At 34.0% G+C, this 16,769-nt stretch carries 18 protein-coding genes and 4 pseudogenes; all 22 read left to right on the top strand.

Annotated features, from left to right (window positions below; genetic code table 11):
- Positions 1 to 214, top strand: a pseudogene (locus PN471_RS07055) (Uma2 family endonuclease); the annotation flags it as partial.
- A gap of 434 nt (positions 215 to 648) precedes the next feature.
- A complete protein-coding gene (locus tag PN471_RS07050; protein ID WP_271776232.1) occupies positions 649 to 1,320 on the top strand; it encodes a Uma2 family endonuclease in 672 nt (223 codons plus the stop codon).
- A 363-nt stretch (positions 1,321 to 1,683) separates the two neighbouring features.
- Complete coding sequence (locus tag PN471_RS07045; protein WP_271776231.1) at positions 1,684 to 2,490, top strand: ABC transporter permease; 807 nt, start codon at positions 1,684 to 1,686, stop codon at positions 2,488 to 2,490.
- A gap of 84 nt (positions 2,491 to 2,574) precedes the next feature.
- Positions 2,575 to 3,447 (top strand): Uma2 family endonuclease, encoded by an 873-nt coding sequence (locus tag PN471_RS07040; protein WP_271776230.1) that lies wholly within the window; start codon positions 2,575 to 2,577, stop codon positions 3,445 to 3,447.
- 249 nt (positions 3,448 to 3,696) lie between these two features.
- Positions 3,697 to 4,437 (top strand): ABC transporter ATP-binding protein, encoded by a 741-nt coding sequence (locus PN471_RS07035; protein WP_271776229.1) that lies wholly within the window; start codon positions 3,697 to 3,699, stop codon positions 4,435 to 4,437.
- Positions 4,438 to 4,520: 83 nt separating this feature from the next.
- Positions 4,521 to 6,494 carry a protein kinase domain-containing protein gene (locus PN471_RS07030; RefSeq protein WP_271776228.1) on the top strand — a complete coding sequence of 658 codons (1,974 nt, stop codon included), beginning with the start codon at positions 4,521 to 4,523 and terminating at the stop codon, positions 6,492 to 6,494.
- Between the two features lie 48 nt (positions 6,495 to 6,542).
- Complete coding sequence (locus tag PN471_RS07025) at positions 6,543 to 7,670, top strand: glycosyltransferase family 4 protein (protein WP_271776227.1); 1,128 nt, start codon at positions 6,543 to 6,545, stop codon at positions 7,668 to 7,670.
- Positions 7,671 to 7,675: 5 nt separating this feature from the next.
- Positions 7,676 to 8,863: a glycosyltransferase family 4 protein gene (locus PN471_RS07020; protein ID WP_271776226.1), complete on the top strand. Its 1,188-nt coding sequence runs from the start codon at positions 7,676 to 7,678 to the stop codon at positions 8,861 to 8,863.
- A gap of 71 nt (positions 8,864 to 8,934) precedes the next feature.
- Entirely contained in the window at positions 8,935 to 10,104 is a 1,170-nt protein-coding gene (locus PN471_RS07015; RefSeq protein ID WP_271776225.1) for a glycosyltransferase family 4 protein, read from the top strand.
- A gap of 5 nt (positions 10,105 to 10,109) precedes the next feature.
- Entirely contained in the window at positions 10,110 to 11,189 is a 1,080-nt protein-coding gene (locus tag PN471_RS07010) for a glycosyltransferase family 4 protein (RefSeq protein WP_271776224.1), read from the top strand.
- A 195-nt stretch (positions 11,190 to 11,384) separates the two neighbouring features.
- Positions 11,385 to 11,603 (top strand): annotated as a pseudogene (locus PN471_RS07005) (glycosyltransferase family 1 protein); the annotation flags it as partial.
- A 203-nt stretch (positions 11,604 to 11,806) separates the two neighbouring features.
- Positions 11,807 to 11,968 carry a hypothetical protein gene (locus PN471_RS07000; RefSeq protein ID WP_271776223.1) on the top strand — a complete coding sequence of 54 codons (162 nt, stop codon included), beginning with the start codon at positions 11,807 to 11,809 and terminating at the stop codon, positions 11,966 to 11,968.
- Complete coding sequence (locus PN471_RS06995) at positions 11,947 to 12,153, top strand: hypothetical protein (RefSeq protein ID WP_271776222.1); 207 nt, start codon at positions 11,947 to 11,949, stop codon at positions 12,151 to 12,153. Before PN471_RS07000 ends, PN471_RS06995 begins: the two co-directional genes overlap by 22 nt.
- Before the next feature lie 196 nt (positions 12,154 to 12,349).
- Entirely contained in the window at positions 12,350 to 12,766 is a 417-nt protein-coding gene (locus tag PN471_RS06990) for a XisH family protein (protein WP_027404141.1), read from the top strand.
- Positions 12,754 to 13,089 carry a XisI protein gene (locus PN471_RS06985; protein WP_039201223.1) on the top strand — a complete coding sequence of 112 codons (336 nt, stop codon included), beginning with the start codon at positions 12,754 to 12,756 and terminating at the stop codon, positions 13,087 to 13,089. The genes PN471_RS06990 and PN471_RS06985 overlap by 13 nt, the downstream gene beginning before the upstream one ends.
- Positions 13,090 to 13,127: 38 nt before the next feature.
- Complete coding sequence (locus PN471_RS06980; RefSeq protein ID WP_271776221.1) at positions 13,128 to 14,195, top strand: glycosyltransferase family 4 protein; 1,068 nt, start codon at positions 13,128 to 13,130, stop codon at positions 14,193 to 14,195.
- 12 nt (positions 14,196 to 14,207) lie between these two features.
- Positions 14,208 to 14,456 (top strand): type II toxin-antitoxin system RelE/ParE family toxin, encoded by a 249-nt coding sequence (locus tag PN471_RS06975; protein WP_193894450.1) that lies wholly within the window; start codon positions 14,208 to 14,210, stop codon positions 14,454 to 14,456.
- On the top strand, positions 14,453 to 14,779 hold the full coding sequence (locus PN471_RS06970) for a helix-turn-helix domain-containing protein (protein WP_271776220.1): 327 nt from the start codon (positions 14,453 to 14,455) through the stop codon (positions 14,777 to 14,779). The genes PN471_RS06975 and PN471_RS06970 overlap by 4 nt, the downstream gene beginning before the upstream one ends.
- A 285-nt stretch (positions 14,780 to 15,064) precedes the next feature.
- Positions 15,065 to 15,466: a hypothetical protein gene (locus PN471_RS06965; RefSeq protein ID WP_193894444.1), complete on the top strand. Its 402-nt coding sequence runs from the start codon at positions 15,065 to 15,067 to the stop codon at positions 15,464 to 15,466.
- On the top strand, positions 15,463 to 15,927 hold the full coding sequence (locus PN471_RS06960; protein WP_193894446.1) for a type II toxin-antitoxin system VapC family toxin: 465 nt from the start codon (positions 15,463 to 15,465) through the stop codon (positions 15,925 to 15,927). Before PN471_RS06965 ends, PN471_RS06960 begins: the two co-directional genes overlap by 4 nt.
- Positions 15,926 to 16,105 (top strand): annotated as a pseudogene (locus PN471_RS06955) (glycosyltransferase family 1 protein); the annotation flags it as partial. The gene PN471_RS06960 and the pseudogene PN471_RS06955, both read left to right, overlap by 2 nt.
- Before the next feature lie 91 nt (positions 16,106 to 16,196).
- Positions 16,197 to 16,523: pseudogene (locus PN471_RS06950) on the top strand (hypothetical protein); the annotation flags it as partial.
- Between the last annotated feature and the right edge of the window lie 246 nt (positions 16,524 to 16,769).

Raw genomic sequence — 16,769 nt, 5'->3', positions numbered from 1 at the left:
AGCTCAGGAAGCTCAAAATCAAGCCCTTGCAGCCGAACAGCAAGCTCAGGAAGCTCAAAATCAAGCCCTTGCAGCCGAACAGCAAGCTCAGGAAGCTCAAAATCAAGCCCTTGCAGCCGAACAGCAGTTAGCAGGTGAAAGAGAGAAAGTACAAATTTTAGCAGCACGATTGCGATCGCTGGGAATAGATCCTGATACAATACTGTTCGGTTAAGACTAAAAAGCAAAAATACGTAGGTTGAGTTGAGGAACGAAACCCAACATTTTCAATTCACTTCGTTCCATATGGCTAACGCCACGCAATGCTTACGCAATGACATTGTGTAATTAATTCTGTCTCACTACTTAGGGAACACCAAAGAATAAATTACCCAATTTCGTGGGATGGGCATCCTGCCCGTCCTTGATGATTAGCGGGCTTTTCGGCCCGCACTACAAGAAATTTTTGGGTATTTTTTTAATTGGATGTCCCCTATTTGCGATCGCTAGGCGTAAGTGAGTTGGCGTTAAAAATTGTCGTTATGGCAAGGCAAGAGGCAATGGGCAAGAGTAAAGAAGTTTTCGGCGATTTTACGTTTCTTTACACAGTTTGGTCTTATTGTGTTCACCTACTTAGATCCTGATAGTGTGGTTAATTAGGAAAAAACTATGACTACAACCATAAAGTTAACCGATGTCACCATCGAATATCCTAGCTCTGATGGAGAACCCGTGGCAGAAACCTATATACATCTCTATGCGATTTTAACTACTTTAGAAGTTTTAAAACAGTACCTAGCAGGAAGACAAGCAACGGTACTCGCAAATCAATTTTTATACTATGCTCAAAGTTTTCCGAAATTAAGAGTAGCACCAGATGTGATGGTAATTTTTGATGTGCCACCTGGGGGTAGAGATAATTATAAGGTCTGGGAAGAAGGTCAAGTTCCCCAAGTTGTCTTGGAAATGACTAGTGCCGGAACTCAAAGGCAGGATCAAGAGCAAAAGAAGTTATTGTATGAACAATTAGGGATTTTAGAATATTGGTTATTTGACCCGAAAGGAGAATGGATTAACAAAAAGTTACAGGGGTATCGTTTACAGGATGAGATTTATCAACCCATTACCGATAGTTTATCTCAGCCGTTGGGATTGCGTCTAGAAGTGGAAGGGGAGCTTTTAAGATTTTACCGTCTTGATACAGGTGATAAATTACTCATACCCACAGAATTGGCAGAAAAGGCTGAAAGTGAACGCCAAAGGGCTGATGATGCGGAGGCTAAAGTAGCAATTTTGGCTCAACGGTTAAGGGAATTAAGTATTGACTCTGATAGTTTGTAAGTAATTACCTGAGATAGATAAAATTTCACTTACAGCAAATTGTCATCAAACCCGGAACAAGAACCCCACCCCCAACCCCCTCCCCGCAAGCGATGAGGGGGCTAAGATGTACCTTATATGATTGGAAATCGCTATAAGTAGGTGAACACAATCAAACCAAACTGTCTAAAGAAACGTAAAATCGCCGAAAACTTCTTTACTCTTGCCTTTTGCCTCTTGCCTTTTGCCTCTTGCCTTTTGCCTTGCCATAACGACAGTTTTCAACGCCAACCTACTTATCTGAAAATTAATCGTCAACAATTGCACTCCTATGGTATAGAATGCCCAAATGACTTTTTTCCGGTGTGTAATGGTGATATAAGAATGATACTTTCTCTGAAGGATAATTTAAATTGGTTACAAGTGCAGCGTTATTGCGAACTCCTGCACGTCTTAGTTGGACGGACGCTGAAAGTCCGTTACCGGGGGTCTTTTCTAGGGGTTTATTGGTCACTATTGAACCCATTGATTATGACAGGGTTGTATACTGCCATCTTTGGTGCTACCTTTGCATCCTACTATGGTAACTCCATCATTAACTATATGCTGGCAGCGCTGACAGGACTGTTAGTAATTAATTTTTTCTCCGCTTGCACATCCCAAGCTTTAACCAGCGTAGTCGGCAATGGAGCATTATTAAATAAAATTCGCTTGCCGGTTAGTGTTTTTCCTGTATCAATGATTTCGTCCAATGTCTTTCAGTTTTCAGTGGGAGCATTTCCCTTACTAGCAATTATGACATTGCTTAATTCCAAAAGTCTCATCAATGTCATCGCTTTAGTATTTCCATTTTTAGCATTAATTTTAGTTTCTACAGGAGTCGGTTTTTTAGTCAGTGCTTTGTACGTATTTTTCAGGGATTTACCTTACTTTTATGAATTGGTAGTATTTGTAATTTGGATTAGCAGTCCGATCTTTTACCCAGCAGCTATTGTTCCCAAGCCGGTAAAACAGTTTTTAGGTTTGAACCCCTTATCCCCAATCATCGAAAGTCTCCGTCAGATTACATTATCAGGTTCTCCACCAGATTTAGGTCTGATTTGGGGGGCTTTACTGAGTGGCATCATTATTTTAGCCTTGGGATGGACTTGTTTTCACCTGTGGCGGCATCAATTTATGGATTTGCTGTAACATAGCTATCATTTGGTAATTGCATAGACTAGAACCAGATAGTTTATAATTAACCAAAGATAGTAATTTATCCTAATAAAATCTATGGCTTTAACCGCACAAGAAATAGAAGCATTAATGCCAGACTGCACTGAACTACTCAGCGACGAACCAGAAATGGAAAGCTCTTTACACTATACACAACTATTAATATTAGTAACTTGTTTAGAATGGTTATGGCGTAATAGAGAAGATTTTTTTATCGGTGCAAATCTTAGCGTTTACTATAGCCGACAACAGTTAAAAAATCGAGACTTTAGAGGACCAGACTTTTTTCTTGTTAAAGATACGGAAAAACGTCCACGTCTTTCTTGGGTAATATGGGAAGAAGATGGTAAATATCCCAATGTAATAATTGAATTACTTTCTGATTCTACAGCGAAGGTAGATAAGGGATTGAAAAAACAGTTGTATCAAAATCAATTCCGCACCCCTGAGTATTTTTGGTTTTCCCCGAATACCTTAGAACTGGTAGGATGGCGATTAACAGACAGTGAGTATAAAACTATTCCAGCATCAGAAAATGCCTGGTATTGGAGTCAGGAGTTAGGTTTATATCTAGGGGTTTGGGAAAATAAGTTAAGATATTTTACTGTTGAAGGAAGATTAGTCCCTACACCAGAAGAAGCTAATTTAGAAGAGATTAGAAAAGCTGAAGTTGAACGTCAAAGGGCTGAAGTTGAACGTCAAAGGGCTGAAGTTGAACGTCAAAGGGCTGAAGTTGAACATCAAAGGGCTGAATCTGAACGTCGAAAGGTTGAAGTTGAACGTCGAAAGGTTGAAGTTGAACGTCAAAGGGCTGAATCTGAATGTCGAAAAGCTGAATCTGAACGTCAGCGTGCTGATGACGCAGAAAATAAAGCAGATGTTCTAGCGCAAAAATTAAGGGAGTTAGGTATTGAACCCGATAGTTTATAAATCGCGGGGCTTTGCTTAATGGCATAATTATTTTAGCCTTGAGACAATACCTTGTCCATTTCCTGCTTTGTTGGGTTAAGCGACAGCGCAACCCAACGCTCATTTTGGGTTTTATGCTAATTGCTCCGCGAACGTTCACGTTCCACAACCCAATCTACAAATCAAGGCTTTTTTCCAATTTGGACAAGGTATTGCTGGAGATAGACTTGTTTTCACCTGTGGTGACATCAATTTATGGATTGGCTGTAAATGGAAGTAATACGTTTGGACAATGTTTCGCTGTGGAGAAGGACTCAAGAGGAATTTTCCTATGATTTAAAAAAAACGCTCCTATCTGTGGTAGAGGGTAAATATCGGCAACCTGCAAAGAAATTAGTTTTAGATAATATTGACTTGGTGGTTGCAAAAGGAGAAAAAATAGGTATAATAGGCTCTAACGGTTCTGGTAAATCCACTCTGTTAAAGATAATTTCTGGGATTTTACAGCCTACCACTGGTACTGTCAGAGTCCGAGGTCAAGTTGCGCCTTTAATTGAATTAGGAGCAGGTTTTGATGCGGAAATCTCTGTAATGGACAATATCCTCCTTTATGGTGTATTGTTAGGTTTTTCTAGGGCTGAGATGAAAGCAAGAGCGCGTTCTATTTTGGAGTTTGCAGATTTGGAGGATTATGCTTTAGTTCCAGTTAAGGGTTTATCTTCAGGTATGGTAGCTCGTTTAGGTTTTGCTATTGCCACCGATGTACAGCCAGAAATTTTAATTTTGGATGAAGTTTTATCTGTAGGAGATGAGAGTTTTAAGAATAAGTGCAAACAGAGAATGGAAAAATTCTGGGATGATAATGTGACTATTCTAGTAGTCTCTCATGATTTAGAACTTGTGAAACAATCTTGTGATAAAGCTATTTGGTTAAATCAGGGTAATATAAAATTGTCTGGAGAATCTGATGAAGTTGTAAGATTCTATCTTGAAGGTGTTAATCAAAACTAAATTTAGGTTTGAAAAATAATCTAAACCCATATCATTTTAATAATAAATGTTTAATAACTAAATTCATGTTACAAGTATGAACTATGATCGAACAAAATAACTTAGAAATTAATGTAGATGAATTAATGGATAAAATTAGACTGGAAGTAGCTAGTAGAAAATCTTCATTTCCTAGTAATCAAAATATTTCCAATGAAATCAATATTTTACAAGTTAATAATTTCCTAGATGGATTTTATCGCATTGAAGCTCTATTGAATAACTCAGAGATATATTATCAAGTTCCAACTGAGTTACCAGAAGAAATAGATAAATTTCCTTTCAGTATTGGAATTATCAAAAAAGTTATCTTAAAAATATATGGATTTATCTTCAAAAAACAAAGGGTTGTGAATCAAAATCTAATTCAGGCTCTTCGAGAATCTCTACAACTTAATAAAGGGTTAATGTCCAGACTTAACTCTGTAGAACAACGGATTAATTCTACAGAACAAAGGATTGATGTTGCAGAACAGAATCAAAATCTAATTCAGGCTCTTCGAGAATCTCTACAACTTAATAAAGGGTTAATGTCCAGACTTAACTCTGTAGAACAACGGATTAATTCTACAGAACAAAGGATTGATGTTGCAGAACAAAAGATTGATTCTACAGAACAAAGGATTGATTTTGCAGAACAAAAAATCATCAATGAAATTGATAATTTGTTGACAATATTAGATAATCCTTTAATTAAACTAAGTCATCTACTCAAAAAAATTGAATATTATCAACCCCTTTACAAAACACCTTGTTTACTTAAAAACTCCGTACCGCAAAGAAAGTGTGAGGATAGGTGTCAAGCTATAGAAAATACTCTTCTAACTTTAGGGAACAACTTAACAGGAATAAAAATTTTAGATGTAGGTAGCTCTTTAGGGTATAATTCTTTCTATTTTGCAGATAGAAAAGCTCATGTTTTTGCAATCGATAACAATATAGACAATGTGTTAGCTAGTCGCTTAATTTCAGAACTGAATGGTATTGATGTTTGTTTTAGAGTCGCTGAATTTGATTTAGATTATATTAATTTAATTCAAGAATCAGAATATGATGTTGTTCTTCTCTTATCAGTTATTCATCATATCATATATTTGAAAGGACTTGAATATACCAAAAAAATGATGAAAATACTTTTGGAGAGAGTACCAGTAATTATTGTAGAATTAGCTGTTAAAGATGAAGAAAATGAAGAAAAAGATTTATCTTGGATAGAAGCATTACCAAATGATTCCCTAAGCATCTTTGAAAGCTGCCAAGATATATATATCAATACAATAGGATATTTTTCTACTCATGTTTCTTCAGTTAAAAGACCTCTTTATGCAATCAGTAAAAAAGTAATTAAAATCAACAATAATATCTATCAAATAGATAAGTTAATATGGAAAGCTTATAAAGATTCATTAGTACCTAGCGGCAGACTCTACTATTTCAGCCAAAATAAATTTATTAAAGAATATTTATTCCTAAATCGTCTTGATTCTATAAAGAATGATAATAAAGTACAAATCGTATCTGAAATAGCAAATTTTATTGCCTTAAAAGATGAAATTGATGGTGTCCCCAAATTTTTTGATTATGAGATCAATGATCAGAGAGCATATATAGTTTTAGAAAATATTGAAGGACAACTATTATGTGATATTTTAAACGAGCTTGATAGCTCCAATCAAAAAAGAATTATTAATCAGCTAATTCAGATATTGGGAAAAATGGAAAAAAAAGGTTTATATCATAATGATATTCGTACTTGGAATATTATGGTTTCTGAGCAGAAAACCTTTATTATTGATATGGGTTTAGCGTCACCTATGGAAAAAGAGAGAAACATAAATTCTTTCTTGTGGATTTTATGGTCATTAAATCATAATTCAAGAGAGGGTACAGAATATGATAAGGATATTCCTTCTGATGACATTGCTGAATATGGCACTATTTTTTCGCCAATAGCAAACGCGATAATTAACGATAAAATTACAAGTTTCATTGAATTGAATAGAATACTTTTTCGATGAAAACAGTAATTATTATTGCGACAAAAATACTACAAATAAATATTAATTATGAGATCAATTTTCAGTAATTTAGCATTAACTAACAACCTACCAAAAATAGCAATTCTTAGTCCTTGTCTTACCGAAGGAGATGCGGTTAGTAATGATGTTATTGGTATGTATGAAGTATTAAGTAAAAATAAATATAATGTTAAAGTTTTTGCTGAAAATTGGACTCTTTTAAATCCACAAATTAATCATGTTAATAAAGTTCAGAATTTTTTGAATAAACCATCAGATATTTTAATCTATCATTATTCTGTAGGTTGGGATTATGGAATGAATTTACTTTACAATATTAATTGTAAGAAAATAATTAAATACCATAATGTTACTCCTCCAGAATTTTTTGAAGATATTTGTGAAGATTTTGTTATAGCTTGTAAAGCAGGTAGAGAACAATTAAAAGATTTAGTTAAAGTAAACGGAGATTTATATATAGCTGATTCTCAGTATAATCTTGAAGAATTAAATTCCATTGCTAAGCAAGAAAAGCAAGAGTTAAAAGGATTAGTTATATATCCTTTTCATCATATTGATAGTCTTCAAGAAATTGAAGCTGATCTGAATATATTAAAAATGTATAAAGATGAAAAAGTCAATATCTTAATGGTAGGCAGATTAGCTCCAAACAAAGGACATTTGGCATTAATTTCTGCATTTAATATCTATCACAAAGTATACAACTCTAATAGTCGTCTAATTATTGTTGGTGGTCAAGACCCCCGATTATCTGTGTATAAACAAATGCTAGATAATTATGTTAGAAGTTTAAATTTGCAAAACTCTGTAGTTTTTACAGGAAGAGTATCTGATCATGTTTTAAAAGCTTATTATCTGATTTCTGATGTCTTTATGATTACTAGTGAGCATGAAGGATTTTGTGTTCCCTTGGTCGAATCAATGTCAATGAAAATACCTATAGTTGCTTATGGATCAACAGCCATTCCTTATACTTTAGATAAAGCTGGTTTGGTATGGAAAGAATTAGATCCTTACCTTTTTGCTGGCTCTATTGAACAGATATTAAAGGATGAAAAAACTAAATTTGGATTAGGCATTATGGGATGGAAACGATATCAAGAATGTTTTACCAATAGTCAAATAGAGAAAAAATTTATGGAGATTTTGCAGTAGTCTTTATGAAAAAAATTGCAATTGTTGTTCAGCGTTGTCATGCTAGTATTACCGGTGGTTCTGAATCTTTAGCATGGCAATATGCAAATTTATTAAAAGAAGAATTTAATGTTGAAATAATAACAACAACTGCCACAGATTATGTGACATGGAATAACGTACTTTCAGAAGGATTAGAAACAATAGAAGGAATTAAAATTCGTCGTTTTTCTGTATCTATAAGTAGAAGTTCTTACTGGCATAAGTTACATCAGAAACTTCTTGATTCTTTTGAAGAAAAACAAAATCATTTTAATATCAATAGTAACAAATATATTCCTTGGAGTATGGCATTACAGGAAGAGTTTATTCGTCATCAAGGTCCTTACTCTAAAGATTTAACTCTATTTCTCAAATATAATTGGCATAATTACAGCATGATTATTTTTATTACTTATTTGTATCCAACAACTTACTTTGGAATAGAACAAATTCCTGAATCTAGCTTCATTCTTGTACCAACACTTCACGACGAAGCTCCTGCCTACTTAAGCGCTTACAAATATATGGCTCAGAAAGCAAAAAATATAATCTGGTTAACTGATGCCGAAAAAAAATTGTCTACTACTTTGTGGGGAAAACTATCAGGAGATGTGATTTCTATGACTATAGATATTCAACTTTATTCACCAGCTAAAATTAAAGAGCCGTATATTCTTTATTCAGGAAGAATAGATCAATCTAAAGGTTGCAAACAGCTATTTGATTTCTTCATTCGGTTTAAACAAGAAAATTCCTCGAATTTACGTTTGATATTAACAGGTAAATCAGTCCTTCCGATACCTAGTCATTCAGATATAGAATTTAGAGGTTTTGTTTCTTCTGAAGAAAAATTTAAGTTAATGGCTGGTGCTTCCGTATTCGTAATGCCATCTGCTTTTGAAAGTTTTAGTATTGTAACTTTAGAAGCAATGGCACAAAAAACTCCTGTACTGGTTAATGGGTTATGTCCTGTTTTAGTTGATCATGTAAATCTTAGTAATGGTGGTAAAATTTTTAATGATTATCATAGTTTTTCTCATAATCTAAAAGACTTACTAAGCAATACTAAAGCATCTGAAAACATGGGGAACTCTGGAAGAAACTATGTGTTATCAAACTATAGTCTGGTTTCAGTTCGCCAAAAGTTAATTGATTTAATTAATTGTAGGTAATATTTTTTGGAAAATTTAGTTAAAATCATGGTAGATCATGATCTAAGAGAATTAAGTAAAAATGATTTATAATGTGTTCAATGTTTAAAGTTGTTGTTGACGTTACTCCTATTGATTCTCAACCCAGTGGTGTGGGTTTATATGTTTTTAATTTAGTAGAAGCTTTGTCTAAATTAGAACATACAGAATCTTTTGAGTTAGGATTAGCTTATCAACCTGGATTAAAAAATTGGTTGAAAGGAAAGTTGGATTTCCCAGAAAATCTTCAATATTATTCAAATCTTTATCAGATTCCTATACCTGTTCGTCTTGCTAATCTTTTTTTAGATTATTTACCTCAAATTTTTCCTGATTATTTGCAACCAATTTTAGGACAACCTAATGTTTTTCATGGAACTAATTATACCGTTTATCCTTATAAAAATATTCAGAAAATTATTACTATTTATGATTTAAGTTTTATTCGATATCCAGAATATACTAATTCTGTGGTAGAACAATATACAAAAAGATTAATTAAATGCCTTGAATGGACAGATTTAATTATTACTATTTCCGAAAGTTCTAAACAAGATATTATTAATTATTTGAAAGTTCCAGCAGAGAAAATCTTTGTTACGCCCCTTGCTAGTCGGTATAATGCTAACTTTTTATCTAGTTTAGATTTAGATAAGGAAGTTGATAATATAAATTATGATTTCTCTAAACCTTATCTTTTATTTGTTAGTACCATAGAACCTAGAAAAAATATTAATGCCATCATATCAGCATTTAATTTTTTAAAACAGAAATATAAAGTAGAACATCAATTAGTATTAATTGGTAAAAAAGGATGGAACTATCAACCTATATTTACAGCTATTGAAACCTCACCTTGGAAAAACGAAATACATCATCTTGACTACTTATCTAATGAATTAGTAGCATTATTTTATTCAAAAGCTGACGTTTTCCTGTATCCTTCTCATTATGAAGGATTCGGTTTACCAGTTTTAGAAGCAATGACTTTAGGTACTCCTGTCATTACATCTAATATTTCTTCAATTCCCGAAGTTACAGAAAATGCAGCTATACTAATTGATCCTAATGATCATATGCAATTAGCTAAAGCTATGCTACAAGTAATTAGCGATTCTCAGCTACGACAAAACTTGATTAATAAAGGAAAAATAAGAGCAGATTTATTTTCCTGGGAAAGAACAGCAAAAGAAACTTTAAAAGCTTATAAAAGTATTATTTAATAAATATGGTAGATTCTAATCAATTAATCATTAACTTATCCATTCTTTTCTCTCAACCAACAGGGATAAGCAACTATGCTAAAAATCTTTTTCCTTATTTAAAATTTCTCAATCCTACACTCTTAACAGCAGAAAATTATCCTGATTTTAACTGCTATTCAGTACCAAATAATTTGACTCCGGCTGCTGGGACAAAAGGACATTTTAATCGCTTAGTTTGGACACAATTACAGTTACCAAAAATATATAAAAATCTCAGAACGCAACTTTTATTTTCGCCTATTCCTGAAGCACCTTTATATACTAATTGTCGGTTTATTGTTACAGCATTTGATATGATACCGCTGCGGTTTCCTAAACGCTTTTCACCATTGACGACATACCATAAATACTATACTCCTGAAGTTTTTAAACAAGCAGAACATATTATTTGTATATCAGAATCAACAGCGAATGATATCATTCAATTTCACCAAATTCCTAGTCATAAAATTACACCAATTCTTTTAGCAGGAGATAAATCACATTTCCAATTCCTGAACCTTCCTACTCGCAATTACTTTCTATATATTGGTCGTCAAGACCCTTACAAAAACCTCCAAAGACTAATTACCGCTTTTTCCGCATTACCTCACAAAAATGATTATGAACTATGGTTAGCGGGACCCTATGATCAACGGTACTCTCCATTATTAGAAACACAAACTCAAGAATTGGGAATAAGTCATCTTGTTAAATTCCTTAACTATGTTTCCTATGACGAATTACCAATAATTATTAATCAAGCATTAGCACTGGTTTTCCCTACTCTGTGGGAAGGATTTGGTTTACCGGTTTTAGAAGCAATGGCTTGTGGTACACCTGTTATTACTTCTAATATTTCCTCACTTCCAGAGGTTGCTGGAGATGCTGCTATTTTAATTAATCCCTATGATGTGGGGGAGATTACCGCAGCAATGCAAGCAATTATTAATGATTCAGAACTGAGAAAACAACTTTCAGAAAAAGGTCTAAAAAGAGCAAGTCAATTTAGTTGGGAAAAAACTGGAAAAGCTACAGTTGAGGTTTTAAAAGAATATCTTTGAGCATATCTGAATTTAGGTATACTGCAAACGGTTCATAGTTTAACTAAATATGAAACCCCTCTCCAAACCTCTCCCCGCACCCCTCCCTGACCCTCCCCTACAAGGGAGGGAAAAGGAGCAGCTTTTATAATTGGAGAGGCTTTGAACTTGTTCTTTGTATGATAAAAAAGTCCAGCTTCTAGCCGTTTTGAGTATATTACTTCTAATATTTCCTCACTTCCAGAAGTTGCGGGAGATGCTGCTATTTTAATTAATCCCTATGATGCGAGGGAGATTACAGCAACAATGCAAGCAGTTATTAATGATTCAGAACTGAGAAAACAACTTTCAGAAAAAGGTCTAAAAAGAGCAAATCAATTTAGTTGGGAAAAAACTGGAAAAGCTACAGTTGAAGTTTTAAAACAATATCTTTGATCGTAGCAGAGTAGAAGATCCCCGACTTCTTAAAGAACTCGGGGATCTTCTTGTTCTTCAAATGTCCTTTATTTGATCATGCTTATTTCCTTAATTTCTCTACTCGCAATCACTTTCTATACATCGGTTGTCAATATCTTCAAAGACTAATTACCGTTTTTTAAAAGTTATAATTTTATAGAACTCATGAGAAAAATAGAGCAATGACAGAAAAAACCATCTCAGCAGAGCTAGATATAGAAACAGCAGAGCAAATTAGTGCATTATCACAAATGGAAAATCGCTCAACATCCCAAATAGCCAGTGCTGCAATCAAGCTAGGAGCTATGTTACCTCATAATGCTTGGTCAGCCTCTTACAGTTAAATGGGGTTGCTTCTGAAGCACAGTGGCAAGAAATTAGTCAAGAAATTACAAGAGTTTTATTGCATCACCAATACAACCTCGCTCAACAAAGAATTGCCCAAAATATAGATCAAAAGTGGTTAAATTCCTTAGAAACTGAAGATGATATACTCTATGCTTCAGTTGAGTTAACTCGTGATGTCTAGTCCTTTACGCTTACGTCTCTATAATCTTTATAATAAAAAAGCAAATAAAAGTTATATAGAATTATTTGAACAAAATTCTTCTGTCAGGATCACTTCTCACCTTCAAATGATATAATAAAATTATGATGAACTAGGAGAAGAAAGAAAACTAAATCTTGAAATACAGATAATTTTAACTCATATTCACACAAAAACAATGGCAAAAGATGTTTTCCATCAACAGGTAAAAAATGCTTTAATAAAAGAAGGATGGAATATTACCCATGACCCCTTAACCATTCGCATTAGTGAAGCAGTTAAACTCCAAATTGATTTAGCAGCAGAAACCACCATAGCCGCAGAAAGGGACTCAGAAAAAATTGCTGTAGAAATTAAAAGCTTTATTGGAGATTCAGATATCAGTAGTTTCCATACAGCATTAGGTCAATATCTTAACTATAGCCAAGCACTTGAAGAACAAGAACCAAACCGAATTGTTTACTTAGCCATCCCTTTTGAGACTTATTATGACTTTTTTCAACTTCCATTTATCCAACGAATGCTACAGCGATATCAAGTCAAGCTGATGATTTATGATCCCAAACAGGAGGAAGTTCGACAATGGATAAAATAGAAAAGTATAGACAATTTATCACACAAATTTTAACAGAACACGCCCAGATTTGTACCACAAATGATCCAGTCAAAGCACAACTAATATTTGATAGTGAACATGACCATTATCAACTCAATTATATCGGATGGCAAGGCGATAAACGAGTGTTTGGACCAGTGATGCACTTTGACATTGAAGACGGCAAAATTTGGATTCAGTACAACGGAACCGAAGAGTCTATAGCTGAAAGATTAGTGCAAATGGGTGTACCAAATTCAGATATTGTCCTTGGTTTTCATTCTGCTTTTAAACGGCAATTTACACCTTATGCAGTGCAGTAAGAGGGGGTTTGTAACATCCTATGCGCTAAAAATGAGAAATGCAATTACTCACTAATCTTTCATTCTTACTTACCAAACCTACAGGTACAACTACCTACGCTCTGAATCTTTTACCTCATTTACAAAAACTTGAGCCAATACTTTTAACTTCCCAATCTTTCCCTAACTATAACTGCTATCAAACTCCTACTAACCTAACCTCAGAACAAGGTTTGAAAGGACATTTACGCCGTTTATTGTGGACACAATTCCAACTACCAAAAATATATAAAAACCTCAAATCCCAACTTTTATTTTCGCCTATTCCTGAAGCACCTTTATATACTAATTGTCGGTTTATTGTCACAGCATTTGATATGATACCGCTGCGGTTTCCTAAACGCTTTTCACCATTGACGACATACCATAAATACTATACTCCTGAAGTTTTTCAACGAGCAGAACATATTATTTGTATATCAGAATCAACAGCGAATGATATCATTCAATTTCACCAAATTCCTAGTCATAAAATTACACCAATTCTTTTAGCAGGAGATAACTCACATTTCCAATTTCTGAACCTTCCTACTCGCAATTACTTTCTATATATTGGTCGTCAAGACCCTTACAAAAACCTGCAAAGACTAATTACCGCTTTTTCTGCAATACCTAACAGAAATGATTATGAACTATGGTTAGCTGGACCCTATGATCAACGGTACTCTCCATTATTAGAAACACAAACTCAAGAATTAGGAATAAGTCATCTGGTTAAATTCCTTAACTATGTTTCCTATGACGAATTACCAATAATTATTAATCAAGCATTAGCACTTGTTTTCCCTACTCTGTGGGAAGGATTTGGTTTACCAGTTTTAGAAGCAATGGCTTGTGGTACACCAGTTATTACTTCTAATATTTCCTCACTTCCAGAGGTTGCGGGAGATGCTGCTATTTTAATTAATCCCTATAATGTGGGAGAGACTACAGCAGCAATGCAAGCAATTATTAATGATTCAGAACTGAGAAAACAACTTTCAGAAAAAGGTCTAAAAAGAGCAAGCCAATTTAGTTGGGAGAAAACTGGACTGGCTACAGTTGAAGTTTTAAAAGAATATCTTTGAGCATTACAATTAGTGCAAGCTGGAGAAACACCTTTAACAGCCAAGCCTTTTAAAGGTATTGGAAGCGGTGTATATGAAATCGTGAAACGTTATGATACTGATACTTATAGAGCAGTTTACGCCGTAAAGATTGGGGAAAGAGTTTATGTATTGCACGCTTTCCAGAAGAAATCAAAAAAAGGTATTCAAACTCCACAAAGTGACATTGAATTGATTAAACAACGCTATAAAGATGCACTAGCAAGAGAACAATCACCATGACACAAGAACCAATTTTTGAAGAAAGCAGTGGTAACGTATTTGCTGATCTTGATTTAGAAGATGCAGAAGAACTATTTACACGGGGTAAAATCGGGATTCAGGTACTCCGACTTCTGAAAAGACGTAACCTGAAACAACGTGAAATTGGTCAAATTCTTGGCATTACCCAACCAGAAGTATGCCATCTTATGAAAGGAGAGTTTCAACGGTTTAGCGAGGGAAAACTCCTCATTTTTCTCAAGCGACTTGATATAGAACTCATCCTACATCTTCGTCATAAACATGGAGAAAATCAATCTCATGAGACAGTAATATCGCTATAAGTAGGTGAAAACAATAAAACCAATATGTGTAAAGAAAAGTAAAATCGCCCAAACCCTCTTCACTCTTGCATGATTGCCTCTTGCCTTGCCATAACGACGATTTTCAATACTAACCTACTTAGAATCAAAAGTTAAAAGTTATTATTTTTAGATAACTCATCAAAAAACATAGCAATGACTCAAAAAACCCTGGTAAAGTAACAGGCTATTTTGATTTGAATTTTGAAAATATCCATGATAAAATTAAAGAACTATTTAATGATTAGTAAAACCAAGGAGAAACCCATGAACACCTCCATAGAACTTCCCAGCGGTAAAATCTTCAACATCACCCGATTTATTGCCCTAATTCCCAATAACAATAATATTGATAGTGATTATCAACTGATCTTAGAAGGATATCCTCATCCCATCAACTTAGAACCATCAGATGCTCAAAATCTGAAAATAATTTTGCAATCAAAACTAGATCAAAATACCCCAACTAGCACCCATAAATCAACATGGAATCAACAAGAACAACTTCAAAAAAATCAAAAAGCAATGTCAATTTTAGCAGAACGTATTGCACAACATAAAAATATGTCCGATGAAGAATCATTACAGCAACAAGAGTTTTTTGAAGAATTAAAAAAAATAGTTGATTCACAAAGACCACTAGGACAAAAATTATATTCAGAATTATGATAGTATTTATTGATTCAGGTGTGCTAGGACTTCTTACAAATCCCTATAAAATGGATGCAGCTAAAGATTGTGAAGAATGGCTTTATGCTTTGCTTGCTCGTGGAGTGTATATTTGTTCTTCTGAATTATGTGATTACGAAATTAGAAGAAGTTTAATCTTAATCTCTCAAAATAAACCTAAATCATCTAGTATTCAGAATTTAGATGAACTTCAAGAAATTATTTCTTTCCTGCCTGTAACTTCAGAATTATTAAAAGAAGCATCTACACTTTGGGCTTCTGCTCGCAGTCAAGGAATACCAACAGCAGATAATAAAAGTTTGGATATTGATATTATTATCTGTAGTCATTGGCAAAAACTTAAAGAAGAGTTTCCTGGTCGCTATGTTGTGATAGCAACTACAAATGTCAAACATTTAAGTCGCTTTGCTGAGGCAAAAAACTGGATGGATATTCAATAGACTAATTACCGCTTTTTCCGCATTACTTCACAAAAATGATTATGAACTATGGTTAGCTAGACCCTATGATCAAGGGTACTCTCCATTATTAGAAACACAAACTCAAGAATTAGGAATAAGTCATCTGGTTAAATTCCTTAACTATGTTTCCTATGACGAATTACCAATGATCCTACATTGGCAAAGATTAGGTTGGTCAAAAACACCTTGGCAACGCACGGCTTATGTTCTCCCATTAATTATTTTAGGAACAACAGGATTACAAACTTATGTTAGGAAGTGGTTTAATTTGTGGTTGGACAATTTTGTTTTATCAAAATCTGCCTTTTATCCCCGGTGTTTTTAGTCTGATTACTATTTTTGCTGGCTTAGGTTTAAAAGTCCGTGCTTTTCTTTATGTTGGTACAGGTACTTTTTTAATTACTAGCATTTACCAATTAGTAATTTTTAGTCTGAGTTATTCTTTTTTAAAATGGATTGTTGGTTTATTAGTTGGTATTTTGTTAATTTACATTGCTGCTAATTTTGAAACCCGACGCACTCAAATCACTGCTATACTTCACAATATTAGTGATGAGTTTGCCAATTGGGATTGATTATATATCGTTCGGATACAATACAATTGAGGGCGGGGAAACCCTACAGGTTTTACAATTTAATCACAAAATGTAGAGACGTTCCATAAAACATCTCTACAAAAATTTTAGCTTAACCGACAGAAGCCCCACGTCTCACTCTTAGGAGCGTGGGATGAATGGCGCGTGAGTTGACGACAGTTCCCTGACTAATGTGCGTAGCACGAAGGAAGGGAACATGGAGGAAACGAACACTTTCTTATTCTT

This window comes from Aphanizomenon sp. CS-733/32 (assembly GCF_028330045.1).
Lineage (GTDB): Bacteria > Cyanobacteriota > Cyanobacteriia > Cyanobacteriales > Nostocaceae > Dolichospermum > Dolichospermum gracile.
The sequence above is the reverse complement of the archived record's forward strand: the minus strand, read 5'-3'. Positions and strand labels throughout refer to the sequence as shown.

What these genes read in the sequence shown, in the direction of transcription:
- PN471_RS07050 (WP_271776232.1), top strand. Translation starts at nt 649, where the DNA reads ATGACTACAACCATAAAGTTAACCGATGTCACCATCGAATATCCTAGC.
- PN471_RS07045 (WP_271776231.1), top strand. Translation starts at nt 1,684, where the DNA reads ATGATACTTTCTCTGAAGGATAATTTAAATTGGTTACAAGTGCAGCGT.
- PN471_RS07040 (WP_271776230.1), top strand. Translation starts at nt 2,575, where the DNA reads ATGGCTTTAACCGCACAAGAAATAGAAGCATTAATGCCAGACTGCACT.
- PN471_RS07035 (WP_271776229.1), top strand. Translation starts at nt 3,697, where the DNA reads ATGGAAGTAATACGTTTGGACAATGTTTCGCTGTGGAGAAGGACTCAA.
- PN471_RS07030 (WP_271776228.1), top strand. Translation starts at nt 4,521, where the DNA reads ATGATCGAACAAAATAACTTAGAAATTAATGTAGATGAATTAATGGAT.
- PN471_RS07025 (WP_271776227.1), top strand. Translation starts at nt 6,543, where the DNA reads ATGAGATCAATTTTCAGTAATTTAGCATTAACTAACAACCTACCAAAA.
- PN471_RS07020 (WP_271776226.1), top strand. Translation starts at nt 7,676, where the DNA reads ATGAAAAAAATTGCAATTGTTGTTCAGCGTTGTCATGCTAGTATTACC.
- PN471_RS07015 (WP_271776225.1), top strand. Translation starts at nt 8,935, where the DNA reads ATGTGTTCAATGTTTAAAGTTGTTGTTGACGTTACTCCTATTGATTCT.
- PN471_RS07010 (WP_271776224.1), top strand. Translation starts at nt 10,110, where the DNA reads ATGGTAGATTCTAATCAATTAATCATTAACTTATCCATTCTTTTCTCT.
- PN471_RS07000 (WP_271776223.1), top strand. Translation starts at nt 11,807, where the DNA reads ATGACAGAAAAAACCATCTCAGCAGAGCTAGATATAGAAACAGCAGAG.
- PN471_RS06990 (WP_027404141.1), top strand. Translation starts at nt 12,350, where the DNA reads ATGGCAAAAGATGTTTTCCATCAACAGGTAAAAAATGCTTTAATAAAA.
- PN471_RS06985 (WP_039201223.1), top strand. Translation starts at nt 12,754, where the DNA reads ATGGATAAAATAGAAAAGTATAGACAATTTATCACACAAATTTTAACA.
- PN471_RS06980 (WP_271776221.1), top strand. Translation starts at nt 13,128, where the DNA reads ATGCAATTACTCACTAATCTTTCATTCTTACTTACCAAACCTACAGGT.
- PN471_RS06970 (WP_271776220.1), top strand. Translation starts at nt 14,453, where the DNA reads ATGACACAAGAACCAATTTTTGAAGAAAGCAGTGGTAACGTATTTGCT.
- PN471_RS06965 (WP_193894444.1), top strand. Translation starts at nt 15,065, where the DNA reads ATGAACACCTCCATAGAACTTCCCAGCGGTAAAATCTTCAACATCACC.
- PN471_RS06960 (WP_193894446.1), top strand. Translation starts at nt 15,463, where the DNA reads ATGATAGTATTTATTGATTCAGGTGTGCTAGGACTTCTTACAAATCCC.